Origin of the sequence: Roseovarius sp. ZX-A-9, assembly GCF_028369135.1 — a bacterium.
In the GTDB taxonomy this organism is placed as follows: domain Bacteria; phylum Pseudomonadota; class Alphaproteobacteria; order Rhodobacterales; family Rhodobacteraceae; genus Roseovarius.
The window spans coordinates 50,364-64,211 of the sequence record NZ_JAPWHW010000014.1 but is presented as its reverse complement, the minus strand read 5'-3'; the positions used below and the strand labels follow the sequence as shown (position 1 = coordinate 64,211).

Below are 13,848 nucleotides of genomic sequence, written 5' to 3'. Positions count from 1 at the left end.
CTGCCTGATTTGTCTGGGAAACTGGCGCAAACCGACGCGACCGGAGAGGCCCGACATGATCAATAAATTTGCACTCGGCTTCGCCGTGGTTGCCGCCATTGCGGTTGCCGGGGTCGATTACATTTCGCAGGCGCAGGCTCTCGGCAAGGGGCCGGGGGAATTTTCGATCTCCGACTATACGCAGAGCGTGACCAGCCGCGTCGGAACGCTGGTCGGTCCTGAGCCGGTCGGCCCAGTGGTTATGGCCAAGAGCCACCTTCCCGAAGCGCCTGATGGATGGGAACGGCGCAGCTGGACGCCCCCGGAGGGCGCAACTTCTGCCGCGGCGGGCCTGCTTGCGCTCAAGGACAGCTTGATGAGCAAGCTCACGGCGAGCCCGGAGGCGAGCGGAGACGAAGCCTCGATGGATGCCGAGTTGACGGCGGCTGCGCGTGCGGATCGCAATATCTGGGAATATATCGGCCCCACTGGCACGATACGTCTGTCAGCGGCCCTCGTCCCGTCGGCAGGTGAGGCGTTTGCCGAGATGATGGCGAATGACCCGGAGGCAGCTAACGTCGTGCTGCGAAGCAGTGGCCGCCCGGTCGAGATGGGCGAGATCGGCGGCGTGACCTACTACGCCGCGAAGCATGATGAATTTGACAGTTCCGGTGAAAAGCCGATCTTCCTTCGCGGATATATCGGAAACGATATCGTGATCACCGCCTATGCCGATGGCGATTCCAAAACCCTTTTGGACCTGTTGCTGGCCATAGACTATGATGCGCTCAACGCGATGCAGGCAAAACCGGCATGGGATATCGGCAGCGACGCCCGTCCGTTCAGCGACCGCAAGCGCGCGACATTTCTCAAGCGGGCGGGGCAACTGGAGCGGGCCGCGGCCAAATCCTCTGCCCGCACGGCCAAGGCAGATACGGCTGTCAAGGACAGCGGCCCCCAGCGCCTGACCGCGCAGGGCAAGCAGGGCGGGTTGTTCACGGGCGTCGGAGGAGATGCTGCCGGCAATTCGGAACGCGCCGATGGCGGCGTAAAGCGGCTGAATTTGAATTCCGACGCGTGCCGCACCAGCAGCGTTGGCAAATTCTGCGGCAGCAACTGATCCAAAGGTCCGCGCGTCGGCTGGCGCGCGGTCAGTTTTCCATCCCAAGCCCTTGGCCTGCGCGCCAAAACGCGCAATGATTTCGGCGGGGAAGGGAAGCTGTCATGACCGTCCAATCTTACAAACTCAATCTGCCTGCCGCGCCAACCTGCGCGCAGCCCCGGCACTAGGCGGCTCATGATCTTTCGACCCGGACATGCGCTGTATCTGGCACTCGCCGTCGTGCTCGCGCTCGGCGGGTGCAGCCGCGCGCTGACACCCAATGAACGCGCCTTTGCGGCGGATATTCTCGGCCCCGGCCTTGATGTCGAGAAGGTTCGCGTGGCGCATGGGATGGGCTTGGCCGTGCCGCCCGCAAAACCGAAACGTGCCCCGAAATTGCTACCGGTCGACAGCCCCCCGCATGAAGGATTCTGCGACCGGACCGCGCCCACACCCGCCAGTGGGCCGCCACCAGCCTGGGCGCTCTACAATCGGGTGCATCTGGTGGCGGAGCTGTACCAGCCCGATCTTGCCGTGGGTTGGCCGAAATACGCGCTGTTTCCAGAGGCGCTGGTGATGGCGCATGAGCTGGTGCATGTCTGGCAATGGCAGAACCGAAAGCGCACCGGCTATCGCCCCGTTCGCGCCGCGCTCGAAAGCTTTGTCAATATTGATCCCTATTTCTACGCGTCCTCTCAAAGGGCGGGTTTTCTCGATTACGGGTACGAGCAGCAGGCGGCGTTGCTGGAGGATTACCTGTGCTATGCGCTCTACGATCCTGCGAACAAACGCCGGGGAGAGTTGCGGGAGATCCTGTCACCCCATTTCCCGCTCGGGCGACTGGATGCAGCGCTGGCGCGGTAGGGCCACGTTTTGACGGTGGGCGTCGGTTTTGCGCTGCCTTAGGTCGGCTGGGCTGCGCGCCGTTCCGCTGGCATGATAAAAGCGAAACACAATATGCGTCAGGGAGACGGTCACATGCAAACCCAAGTCAAAGCTCTCGTTGTCGGCGGCGGTGCCGTCGGAACCTCCATCGCCTATCACCTTGCAAAGGCAGGATGGAATGATGTCATGTTGCTGGAGCGCGACGAGTTGACCAGCGGCTCAACCTGGCATGCCGCAGGCCTGCTGCCGCTCTTCAACATGAGCTATGCCACCACACATATCCACAAATATTCGGTCGATTTCTACAAGACGCTCGAGGCCGAGACGGGCCTCAATGCCGGCTTTGCCGTGGTCGGGAACCTGCGCATGGCCCAGACCGAAGAACGGATGGACGAATACCGCCTCTACGCCTCGACCGCCGAAACCTGCGGCGTGCCTTACGTCTGGCTGACCCCGGATGAGATCAAGGCGAAATGGCCGCTGATCCGCACCGACGATCTGAAAGGCGCACTTTATCACAACACCGACGGCTACATTAACCCCGCAGATGTGACGCAGGCTATGGCCAAGGGCGCGCGCCAACGCGGCGTGATGATCGAGCGTAAATGGCAGGCCGATGCGTTCCACTGGACCGGGACTCACTGGGAAGTGACTTGCTCGAAAATGATCGAAAAGGGCGGCAATCTGGTCGCGTCAGACGAGCAAATCGTGATCACTGCCGAGCATGTCGTGACCGCATCCGGCAACCACGCCCAAAGCACCGCCAAGAAACTGGGTATCAAGATCCCCGCGATCCCGGTCGAGCATCAGTTCATCGTGATGGACACCGACCCGTCGCTGGTGGAGTTCCGCAAGCAGGCTGGAAATCCCGAGCATCCGGTGATCCGCGACGCCGACGCCCAAAGCTATGTCCGCGAAGAGCGCGGCGGCTGGATCCTTGGCGTTTACGAGAAAAATGCCCCGGCAGTCTTTGAATATGGCGTTCCCGACAGCTTCCGCGCCGACCTCTTTCCGCTCGATCTGGAGCGGATTGAAGAACAGTACATGGCGATGATCCACCGTATCCCGTCCTGCGAGGAAAGCGGTCTTAAGGATGATTTCAACGGCCCGATCTGCTACACGCCCGACGGCAACCCGCTGGTTGGTCCGGCTCCGGGGCTGCGCAACATGTGGCTGGCCGAGGGCTTCAGCTTTGGCATAACTGCGGCTGGCGGCACCGGCTACTACCTTGCGCAGATGATGGTGGACGGCGAGGCCGAGATCGACATGGCCTCACTTGACCCGAAACGGTACTCCAGCAACTGGATGACGACGGAATTTGCCGCGCGCAAGAACGAGGAATGCTACGATCACGTCTACATCCTGCACCACCCGGATGAAGAGCGCCCGGCCTGTCGCCCGTTGCGGACAGCACCCGCCTATGACCGGCAGAAGGCGCGCGGCGCACAGTTCGGCTGGGTAAATGGCTGGGAACGCCCCAACTATTTCGGGCCTCTGGATGCGCCCGAGACATTCGACCATGATGCGCGCAGTTTCCGCCGGGGCGGATGGTGGCAATACGCGGTGGAGGAGGCAAAGGCGATCCGCGAGGGCGTCGGCCTGATCGACGCGACCGCATTCTCCAAACACGTCGTCAAAGGGCCCGGTGCGACCGCGTTTCTGGATTGGTTCACCTGCAACAAGCTGCCCCGCGTGGGACGTATCAACCTGACCTATGCGCTGACCGCCAAAGGCACGACGCGCACGGAATACACCATCGTGCGCAATGGCGAGAACAACTACTATCTCGTCTCTGCTGGTGCCTGGACCGAATATGACGCTGATTATCTGCGCAAGGCGGCCGAGGACAAGATGGAGGAGTTCGGCTATATCGAGATTCAGGATGTCACCACGCAATGGGGCGTCTTTGCCATCGCCGGGCCGAAATCACGTGATGTTCTGAACGCGGTGATCAAGGACGCCGATCCCGCCACGGCACTCAGCAACAAGCGGTTCCCGTGGCTGACCGCCCGCCGGATCGAGTTGGGCATGTGCCCGGTAAACGCCATCCGCGTCGCCTATACGGGCGAGCTGGGTTGGGAGCTGCATCATCCAATCGAGATGCAGAACTACCTGTTCGACCTGTTTGAGAAGGCCGGAGAGCCGTTTGGCATGAAACTGGTCGGTGCTCGCGCGCAGAACTGGCTGCGGCAAGAGAAATCCTACCGCGCCTTCGGCAACGAACTGGGCCGGGACGCGACGCCGTTGGAGGCGGATCTGCCGCGCTTTGTGGATCTGGAAAAGGATTTCCACGGCAAGGCCAAGCTGGTGGAAACCGGCGTGCGCGTGAAATGCTGCACTTTCCTGATCGACGGGCCGGATGACGCCGATCCCTGGGGCCGCGAAGTGCTCTATACTGCGGACGGCGAGCGGGTCGGCCGACTGACCTCGGGCGGCTATTCGGTGGCTTTCGGCAAGAGCATCGGCATGGGCTATATCCGCCCCGAACTGGTGGTGCCGGGCACGGTGCTGAAGGTCAAGATCATGGACAAGCTGTGGGACGCGACCGTGACCGAAGACAGCCCCTATGATCCGAAGAACGAAGCTATTCGCAAGGACGGATAAGAGAAGGGCAATCGCGCGGAGGCTAGCCAGAGACACCGCGCGATTGCCGATTGCCCTGCAGGCGGTTGCCTGAAATCGGCGAGAGGGAGACCGCCCGCCGCGCTGGCGACTGCGCGGCTTCTAATACGAATACAGGGAATGTGACCGGCTCGATCCCAAACTTACCGATCCATCTATCTGAGAATACCGTTCTATGAACGTCGTGTGGCGATCCACCAAACGTTGCCACATGGGTCCTTTATGCCCGCCATTCTGTCGCCATGGGGGCGATCATTGGGTTCCATCAGAGACACCGCCCCCAATTTCAGCGCCCGTTCATAGGCTTCATCGGCATCGTCCACATATAGGTGCATCTGAGACGTATTGGCTGGGTATTCGTTCGAACTTTCATTCAGCATGATGATAGAGTTGCCTATGCGCAGTCGTGCGTGCTGGATGCGGTTGTCGTCATATCTGCTTTCCTTGACGACGCATGCATCGAAGGCAGCAGTCAGAAATCCGATCAGGCGGTCGCCGTCAACAACTGTGAAATAGGGCGTGATCGACTGATATTCTTCGAGCGGGCTGTCCCTGTCGGCCACATCATACTCCCTTGCAAGTGGATCTTATGATGTCAGGAGGGGGGCGAAGTCGCCCGATCATCCGCCCTTCATATACGGCATCAGCACAACTTCGCTGTCCGGCCTGATTTCCGTGAACCAGGAATTACGGTAGACGCGCCCGTCGATGGCGACGGACACGCCGCGTTTGATCTGCGGCCCGAGGGCAGGGTGGTCGCGTTGAAGAGCGTCCAGCAACTCCTTGAAGTTGCTGGCCTCCACTTCGACCACCTCTTGCCCGTCTGTAAGGTCGCGCAGCGACCCCCAGAGCGTGACCGTTACCATGGCTCAGCCTTTTGACATCATCGCCTTGAGGATCTTGGGCGGCGACATCGGCAGCTCGTGCAGCCGGATGCCCGCCGCACGGCTGACCGCGTTGCTGAGCGCAGCCAACGGCGGCACGATCGACGTCTCGCCCACACCGCGCACACCGTAGGGGTGGCCGGGGTTGGGGATCTCAAGGATCACGGTGTCAATCATCGGCAGGTCCGAGGCGACTGGCACGCGGTAATCCAGGAACCCGGCGTTCTGCAGCTTGCCGTCCTCGCCATAGATGTATTCCTCATTCAGCGCCCAGCCGATGCCCTGCACCGATCCGCCCTGCATCTGGCCCTCGACATAGTCGGGATGCACTGCCTTGCCGGCATCCTGGAACACGGTGTAGCGCACGACTTTGGTCGCGCCCGTTTCGGGATCGACCTCGACATCCGCCAGATGCACGCCAAAGCTGACGCCGGCACCTTCGGCGTTGACCTCGTGATGGCCTGCGATCGGCCCGCCGGTCTCAGAGGCGATGGCGGCGATCTCGGCAATGCTCATCGGTTCGAAATTGCCCGCGTTCGGCCCCGAAGGCTTGGCATAGCCGTCTTCCCAGTACACGGCATCTTCGTCGATGCCCCAGATCTTGGCCACGCGGGCGCACATCTCTTCGATCGCGGCGCGTGCCGCCTTGATCGTGGCCATCCCCACGGCGAAGGTCACGCGGCTGCCGTCGGTCACGTCGTTGTGGCCCAGCGAATTCGTGTCGGTAATGACCGTGCGAACCTTGTCATACGGGATGCCCAGTTCTTCGGCGGCCATCATCGAGATTGATGCGCGACTGCCACCGATATCCGGGTTGCCTTCGGTGACGCCCACGGTCCCGTCGCTGTTGAGGTTCAGCGATACGCAGGTATTGCCGCCAAAGTTGAACCAGAAACCACAGCTCAGGCCTCGCCCCTGGTTTTCGCCCAGGGGTGCCGAGTAATGCGGATGCGCCTTGGCGGCCTCCAGCGTTGCGACCAGACCGATCTGATCGAAGGTGGGCCCATAAGACGCCTTGGTGCCGTCGCGCGCTGCGTTCAACAGCCGCACGTCCAGCGGATCAAGATTCAGTTCCTGACAAAGCTCGTCCACCACGCTTTCGACCGCGTAGATTGCTACCGGTGCGCCCGGCGCACGATAGGCGGCCTCCTTGGGGCGGTTGGTCAGTGCGTTCCAGCCCTGGGCGCGCACCGCTTCCAGATCGTAAGCCGCGAAGGCCGCCTGCGCGCCGAAACTGACGGTCTGGCAAGGAAACGCGCCGCCCTGATAGCGCAATTGCGCATCAGCAGCAGTGATCCGGCCATCCTTTGTCATGCCGATCTTGATATCCATCGACGACGAGATCGTCGGCCCGGTGGCGCGGAAGATCTCGTCGCGGGTCATCACGATCTTGACCGGCCGGCCCGATTTGCGGCTCAGCGCGAGGGCGACTGGTTCGATGAAGACGGTGGTCTTGCCACCAAAGCCGCCGCCGATCTCGGACGCGGTCACGCGCAACTGGCTGGCGTCCATCTGCATGATCCCGGCGCAAAGCTCGCGCACCATGAACTGCCCCTGGGTGCAGCACCACAGCTCTCCCCGGCCGGCCGACATGGTGGCCAGGCAGGCATGCGGTTCGATATAGCCCTGATGGGTCGCCTCGGTCTTGAAGCTGCGCTCCAGCACCAGATCGGCGCGGGCAAAGCCGGCCTCCAGATCGCCGTGGCCAAATTCGTGGAAGTTGGTCACGTTCGGGCCGCTGCCCGCGGGCACGCTCTCGTCGGCGCGACCTTCCTGCACGACGGGGGCGTCGGCGGCCATCGCCGCGTCTACATCCGTGACGTGCGGCAGCACCTCGTAATCGACCTTGATCAGCTTGAGCGCGGCACGCGCGGTTTGGGCATCCTTGGCCGCGACCGCGGCGACTGCATGCCCGTGATAAAGCGCCTTGCCGCGGGCCATGCAGTTGTCCTGCACATCGCGCAGGAAATCATCCTCGGGCACGCCGAAATCGGCCGAGGTCACGACTGCTTTCACGCCGGGCAGGGCCTCGGCGGCAGAGGTGTCGATGCTCTTGATCCGGGCATGGGCATGCGGGCTGCGCAGCACGCTGCCGATCAGCATGCCGGGGACGGAGAAATCCGCGCCATAGAGCGCACGGCCGGTGACCTTGTCCACGCCATCGGGACGCGGGACGCGGGTGCCGACAACCTTGAAGTCAGTCTTGGTTTTCACAGGGTAGTTCATGTCATGCCCCTCTCATTTCAGCGGCGGCGATCTGCACGGCCTTGATGATCTTGTCATAGCCGGTGCAGCGGCAGAGGTTGCCTGCCAGCCAATAGCGGATTTCGGTCTCGGACGGGTCCGGGTTACGCTCCAGCAGGGCTTTGGCCGCGACCAGAATACCCGGCGTGCAGATCCCGCATTGCAGTGCGGCATTGTCGATAAAGCTCTGTTGCAGCGTATGCAGCGTATCGCCATTCGCCATGCCTTCGACAGTCTTGATTTCCGCCCCTTCGGCTTCTGCGCCCAGCACGAGACACGAACAAACGATCTCGCCATTCATTTCGACGGTGCAGGCCCCGCAATCGCCGGTACCGCAGCCTTCCTTGGCACCTTTCAGGCCGATCCGATCACGCAGCGCGTCAAGCAACGTCTCGCCCGGCGGGCAGATAAACTCGACATTGTCGCCGTTTACGGTGGTGGATACGTGAATGTTCTTCATGTCTTGTCTCCGGCGCGTTGCATTGCGATGCGGGCGGCGCGCTTGGCCAGCACGCCTGCCACATGTGTGCGGAACTCGACGGTGCCGCGTTTGTCATCGATGGGCGAGGCGGCAGCACGACACGCAGCCATCAGCGCGTCGATCGCCGCATCCTCCAGCTTGGTGCCGACGATGGCGTTGGCCGCGTCCTCAACCAGCATGACCTTGGGGCCGACCGCGCCCAGCGTAACCCGTGCCGCCGAGATCGTGCCATCCTCGGCCAGTTCCAGGCTGACGCCGGCAGACGCCACGGCGATATCCATCTCGGTGCGCGGGATAAAGCGCAGATAGGCGTCCGAAGCGCGCGGGGGCCGCGCGGGCAAAAAGATGGAGGTGACGAATTCGCCCGGCTTGAGCGAGGTCTTGCCCGGGCCGGTCGGAATGTCGATCACGGCACAGTCGCGCGTGCCGTCCGGCCCCACGATCCGCACCACGGCATTCGCCGCGACCATTGCGGGCACGCTATCGGCGGCGGGTGATCCGTTGCAGAGATTGCCGACCATCGTGCAGCGCCCCTGTACCTGGGTCGAGCCGATCAGTTCGCACGCTTCGACCACACCGGGCCAGAGCGCTACGACGCCCGCGTGCTGACCAAGCTTGATGCCGGGAACCGCCGCGCCGATGCGGTAGCCGCCGTCTTCTTGCGTGATGTCGCGCATCCCGTCGAGATGCTTGATATCCACGATCGATTCCGGCTCGATCATGCCGGATTTCAGTTGCACCAACAGATCGGTGCCACCCGCCAGAATGCGGGCCTTGCCCGCGCCCTTGGCGAGGATATCTGTCGCCTCTGCGGCGGTCTGCGGTTTGAAATACTGCATGAGGTGCTGTCTAACTCCTTTTTGGGATCGTGCGCCTAATCAAGCGTTGCGCGGAGTAAACCCGAAACCAGCCGCACCTGCAATCGGCGGGCGCGATTTCTTCGGCGAAAAAATCACCTGAATCCGACCTATTGCGGGGTGATCCGCCGCGCCCCCGATGTGGCAATGGATTTTGCCGTGGTCCCATCAATACTGCGCAGGAAACCGTTCAGTTCGGAATTGCCGCGCGTCGCCTCGCGGGCGGCGGCAATGACCAGATCGACCTCTTCAGCTTTAAGCTTCAGCCGGGTCGGAATCGCGTTCAGCTTGGTCCGTTCTTCATCGGCGGCGTCCTGAAAGGAAATCTGCCCGACGAAAAGCTTCACATCACTGCAATCCCAGCCCTCCAGCGATCCGCGCAGGCGGCGGACCTCACTACGGCTGAGGCTGCAACGGTATTCGATCATGTCCTTGACCCAATCATCAAGGGTGACGCGCATCAGATCGTAGCCGGTGCGGGTGGCCGAGGACATCGAGGAGTTTGCAATCGACATTGCAAGTTGCAGACCACCGGGCCCTCTTTGCTGCTTGGTCCATTTGTAATCCGACTGCACGCCCGCATTGGCCACCAGAAACAACATGCGGCGCAGTTTGACTGCCTCTTGGGCGGAAAGCGGGCCAAAGGGTGTCTGCGATTTAGCGCGTGCCATCGTCAGGCCGGTGGTGCCGAAATTGTCGGTGATCCCGCCATCCAGCAGTTTCACATACTTGACCTTTTCGGGGTCACGGTAGCTTTCCAACGTCTGACCATAGGCGCGCATTGCCGATGTGGCCTCGGGGTTGAAGCGTGCCGAGGTCAGCCAATCCGGCTCGGAATAGTCGCAGGCCTCGGTATGGGCCTCCAGCACGATGGGCGAAAAGACCAACGGAAAGGCAGCAGAGGCGGCGACGGCCTCTGACACTGGCAGTTTGCCCAGGTCAGAACAGAGCGCATCGAATGTTTCCGACGAAAAGAGGAACGGCGTATTGTTTGCCACATCAGCGGCATTGATCCAGGTGATCGCGTGGCCGCGTTGCGCCAGATCAGCAAATGTCGCATTCTTGAAAATGCTCTCGTCGAGGAACCGGGCAAAGGTATTGCGTCCGTTCGCACCGCCCGCCAACCCGCGTGCGATCGTGAATGGGTTATAGGGCGAATTGGACATGTACTTTTCGGCATTCTGGATCAGGTAGCGATCGCGAAAGCTATCGAGCCCCTTTGCCCCGTAAAGCCCGTAATAGGCCGCCGTGACCGAACCGCCGGAAACGCCTGAGACAAGGCTGACATGTTTCAATAGACCGTCGCGGCCGCTGTGTTCATGTGCGGTGGCGCGTAGTTCTTGCAGCATGCCGTAGCCAAAGGCCGAAGCGCGCGTGCCGCCCCCCGAAAAGGCAAGCCCGATATAGATGCCATCGTCGATCTCGGAATAATGCGCATCAAATCCGGTTTCGATCTGGCTGTCGCTGCTGGACAGGCTGCTGTTGATCGGTGCATTCGTCGCGGAACAGCCGATCAGCATCGCCACCGCTGCCGTTATCATGCCCTTTACCGCTACCTGCATCGCATGATCTCCCGCTGCGTGTAGCGCCATTGCTAAAGCAGAGCGTGCGCGGCGCAAAGCGCTTTTGCAATGTGCCACGGGCAGTCCATCAACATGCAAGGTAAGGAAAACAGGCGCTTGTATCATCTCGCGCTGCGCCGGTATGATCCTGACGGGGCAATGTTCTGGCACCGAGATCTGAAGAGGAATGCGAATGATACCGCTGTTTCCGAGAGTTTTGACGCCCCTCGCGCTTGCCTTGTGCCTTGGCCTTGCGACACCGGCTGCCGCGGGCGATACGGGGGCCATCACTCCGATCAAACGGCTCGAAACGTCGCGCGTGGTCTACAAGGCCGGTCTGGCCGATCAGGATCCGATGATGGTGATCGCGGCGGCCAAGTTGCGCAAGTCGGTGCCGCTCGCCTACCGCGCGCTGGCCCCCGAAGGTGGTACTGCCGACGATGCCGATCCGCTCAGCGCCGAGGCGATGCTGAACGTCGCTGCCGTGTTGGCCGAAGGCGACCCGGTGATGGAAAAGCTGGTAAATGAGGTGCGCTTTACCGATGTGAAAGGCGTACCCGGCGGGCCGGTCTATTCCAGCACTGCGATTGCTGCCGCGAAAGATCACAAATACCCACATGTATCATTCGAGGGTGGCGCCTATGCCGAGATCTATGTCGAAGGTCACGGGCAGGCCAATCTGGTTCTTTATGTCTATGACGGGGCAGGGCGGCTGGTCTGCTCGGACACCGACATCACCAATATCGCCTATTGCGGATGGAAGCCTTCGACGACCGAGAATTTTACCATCCAGGTGGTCAACAAGGGGAACGGCACGCAATATTCGCTGGTCACCAATTGAAATATGCGCGCTGTCGGGAATGCGTGCGCCATTGACGTCTTTGCAGTCGCCGGTATTCATGATTGGTGCACTGTGTACCGATGAATACTAATTAGCCGAAGAGTTGGTGAAATGTTAGAGCTTTGGGACGGTCTGCTAGCGGCAGGCCGTTTGCTTATCTCCTTCGACCCGGACCTGCTGGAAATCGCATTGCGGTCGCTTCAGGTAACGGGGGTCGCATTGATTGTGGCCTCGCTCATCGCGCTGCCGCTGGCCGCATTGCTGGCCGTGCGCCGCTTTCGGCTACGGCGCGCCACGATTGCGGTGTTGAATGCGCTGATGGGCCTGCCGCCGGTGGTGGTGGGCCTGGTGGTTTATGTGATCTTGTCGCGCAGCGGGCCGCTGGGCGTGCTGGGACTGCTCTTTACCCCGACAGCGATGATCATTGCGCAGGTAATCATCATCGTGCCGCTGATTGCGTCCGTCGGGCATCAGTCGCTGCGCGATCTGTGGGCCGAGTATCACGATCTTCTGTTGTCGATGAACACGACCCAGCGGCAACGCATCATGACACTGCTCTGGGACGGGCGCCGGGCATTGCTGACCGCCGCGCTGGCGGGTTTCGGTCGCGGCATCGGCGAAGTTGGCGCGATCATGATCGTCGGTGGAAATATCGATCATGTGACGCGGGTCATGACCACGGCCATTGCGCTTGAGACGGGCAAGGGGGACTTTGCCCTGGCGCTCGGCCTCGGCTTTGTGCTGATCGCACTGGCGATCATGGTGAATCTGGCGATCCACTGGCTCAGCCAGACGGAAAGGGGTCGCAGATGGTAGTGTCATTGTTTCCCCTCACGACGCAGGGCGCGATGGTGCGCAGGCGCGGCAATGTGTTGATCGGGCCGGTGGATCTGACGCTGAGCGGGCAGGGTGTCACGGTCGTGATCGGCCCCAATGGCGCGGGCAAATCATCGCTTCTGCAAATGCTCTATGGCCTGTCACGCCTCAGCGGTGGGTCGGTGAATTGGGCCTGCGACGCGCGCGAGGCGCAGCGTCGGCTGGCCTTCGTGTTCCAGACGCCTGTCGTGCTGCGCCGTTCGGTGCTGGAGAACGTGATTTACCCGCTGCGCATCGTCGGTAGGCCACGCGAGGAAGCGCTGGCGCTAGGGCGCGAGTGGTGCACGCGCATCGGCCTGGGGGAGGCGACTGACCGTTCCGCGACGGTGCTGTCACGTGGGGAAAAGCAAAAACTGGCGCTTGCGCGTGCCCTGATCACTCGGCCTGATGCACTTTTTCTGGACGAGCCTTGCGCCTCTCTGGATGGCAGCGCCACGCGCGAGATCGAGGCGCTGTTACAGACTGCCTCTGATGAGGGCACCCGGCTGATCCTTGCGACACATGACATGGGGCAGGCCCGGCGTCTGGCCAACGATGTCATCTTTCTATTGCGCAGCAAAGTGCACGAGACCGGCACGGCACCTGCGTTTTTCGACGGCCCCCGAACGGCGCAAGCACGCGCCTTTCTCGCGGGCGATATTGTAGAATAAAGGAGACTTTTAATGTTCAAACACCTGATATCCGCGGCCCTCGCCGCATTGCTGATCACGCCTGCGGCGCGTGCCGAAGACCTGAAGATGGCCGTGACCACTTCGTTCCATAATTCGGGCCTGGCCGATGTGCTGCTGCCCGCGATCAAGGATGATACCGGTATCGACGTGCAATTGCTGGTGGTTGGCACCGGCCAGGCGCTGCGCCTTGGCGCTGCGGGCGATGTGGATGCCATCCTGGTCCACGCCAAAGCCGCCGAAGAGGCGTTTGTTGCCGAAGGCAATGCCACCCACCGGCGCGAGATCATGTATAATGATTTCGTCATCGTCGGCCCATCGGCGGACCCTGCAGGAACGGCCGATGCTGACAAGGCCACCACGGCACTGGGCGCGATTGCAGCAGCCAAGGCGCCGTTTGTCAGCCGCGGCGACGACAGCGGCACGCATAAAAAGGAACTGAGCCTCTGGGCTGCCGCCGGTGTCACACCCGAAGGGCAGTGGTATCGCGCAGTCGGTGCGGGCATGGGCGCGGCGCTGAACACGGCATCGGGCATGAATGCCTATATTCTGGCGGATCGGGCCAGCTGGTTGAATTTTGGCAACAAGGGCGATCTGGCATTGCTGTTTGCCGGCGATCCGGTGCTCTTCAATCAATACGCCTATCTGCCGGTGAACCCCGCAAAGCACCCCCATGTCAAAGCGGAACTGGCCGTCGAGCTGGAAGAGTGGCTGACCTCGCCGCGTGCGGCGACCTTGATCGACGGCTATCGCGTCGCCGGTGAACAGCTCTTCACATTCAACGCGCAGGCCGCTGACTGACCCCAATCCCGAGGGGAGCCGAAAACTCCAGGTGTTGCGTTGCGCG

At 61.7% G+C, this 13,848-nt stretch carries 13 protein-coding genes; 7 read left to right on the top strand and 6 right to left on the bottom strand.

Annotated elements, in window-relative coordinates; all coding sequences use genetic code 11:
• Window positions 1–55 precede the first annotated feature (55 nt).
• From O3306_RS14300 to O3306_RS14290, 3 genes are all read left to right on the top strand, one after another.
• Window positions 56–1,099 (top strand): hypothetical protein, encoded by a 1,044-nt coding sequence (locus tag O3306_RS14300; RefSeq protein ID WP_272008501.1) that lies wholly within the window; start codon window positions 56–58, stop codon window positions 1,097–1,099.
• Window positions 1,100–1,276: 177 nt separating this feature from the next.
• Complete coding sequence (locus O3306_RS14295) at window positions 1,277–1,945, top strand: hypothetical protein (protein WP_272008499.1); 669 nt, start codon at window positions 1,277–1,279, stop codon at window positions 1,943–1,945.
• A 114-nt stretch (window positions 1,946–2,059) separates the two neighbouring features.
• Window positions 2,060–4,570, top strand: a complete 2,511-nt coding sequence (locus O3306_RS14290; protein WP_272008497.1) for a GcvT family protein — start codon at window positions 2,060–2,062, stop codon at window positions 4,568–4,570.
• Between the two features lie 191 nt (window positions 4,571–4,761).
• On the opposite strand, the gene O3306_RS14285 is transcribed toward O3306_RS14290, so the two are convergent.
• The 6 genes from O3306_RS14285 to O3306_RS14260 all read right to left on the bottom strand — a co-directional run bounded on the left by O3306_RS14285 (window position 4,762) and on the right by O3306_RS14260 (window position 10,616).
• Window positions 4,762–5,151: a VOC family protein gene (locus tag O3306_RS14285; RefSeq protein WP_272008495.1), complete on the bottom strand. Its 390-nt coding sequence runs from the start codon at window positions 5,149–5,151 to the stop codon at window positions 4,762–4,764.
• Window positions 5,152–5,208: 57 nt separating this feature from the next.
• Entirely contained in the window at window positions 5,209–5,454 is a 246-nt protein-coding gene (locus O3306_RS14280; protein ID WP_272008493.1) for a MoaD/ThiS family protein, read from the bottom strand.
• A gap of 3 nt (window positions 5,455–5,457) precedes the next feature.
• Window positions 5,458–7,698 (bottom strand): xanthine dehydrogenase family protein molybdopterin-binding subunit, encoded by a 2,241-nt coding sequence (locus tag O3306_RS14275; RefSeq protein ID WP_272008491.1) that lies wholly within the window; start codon window positions 7,696–7,698, stop codon window positions 5,458–5,460.
• 1 nt (window position 7,699) lies between these two features.
• A complete protein-coding gene (locus O3306_RS14270) occupies window positions 7,700–8,176 on the bottom strand; it encodes a (2Fe-2S)-binding protein (protein ID WP_272008489.1) in 477 nt (158 codons plus the stop codon).
• Window positions 8,173–9,036, bottom strand: a complete 864-nt coding sequence (locus O3306_RS14265; protein WP_272008487.1) for an FAD binding domain-containing protein — start codon at window positions 9,034–9,036, stop codon at window positions 8,173–8,175. Before O3306_RS14265 ends, O3306_RS14270 begins: the two co-directional genes overlap by 4 nt.
• 128 nt (window positions 9,037–9,164) lie before the next feature.
• On the bottom strand, window positions 9,165–10,616 hold the full coding sequence (locus tag O3306_RS14260) for a patatin-like phospholipase family protein (protein ID WP_272008485.1): 1,452 nt from the start codon (window positions 10,614–10,616) through the stop codon (window positions 9,165–9,167).
• A 193-nt stretch (window positions 10,617–10,809) separates the two neighbouring features.
• Here O3306_RS14260 and O3306_RS14255 point away from each other — a divergent pair, with 193 nt between their 5' ends.
• The 4 genes from O3306_RS14255 to O3306_RS14240 all read left to right on the top strand — a co-directional run bounded on the left by O3306_RS14255 (window position 10,810) and on the right by O3306_RS14240 (window position 13,802).
• Window positions 10,810–11,457 (top strand): hypothetical protein, encoded by a 648-nt coding sequence (locus O3306_RS14255; protein ID WP_272008483.1) that lies wholly within the window; start codon window positions 10,810–10,812, stop codon window positions 11,455–11,457.
• Window positions 11,458–11,568: 111 nt separating this feature from the next.
• Entirely contained in the window at window positions 11,569–12,273 is a 705-nt protein-coding gene (locus tag O3306_RS14250) for an ABC transporter permease (protein ID WP_272008482.1), read from the top strand.
• The gene (locus tag O3306_RS14245; protein ID WP_272008480.1) at window positions 12,267–12,983 is read left to right on the top strand and encodes an ATP-binding cassette domain-containing protein; all 717 of its coding nucleotides are present in this window, start codon (window positions 12,267–12,269) and stop codon (window positions 12,981–12,983) included. The genes O3306_RS14250 and O3306_RS14245 overlap by 7 nt, the downstream gene beginning before the upstream one ends.
• Window positions 12,984–12,995: 12 nt before the next feature.
• On the top strand, window positions 12,996–13,802 hold the full coding sequence (locus O3306_RS14240; protein ID WP_272008478.1) for a substrate-binding domain-containing protein: 807 nt from the start codon (window positions 12,996–12,998) through the stop codon (window positions 13,800–13,802).
• Window positions 13,803–13,848: the final 46 nt, after the last annotated feature.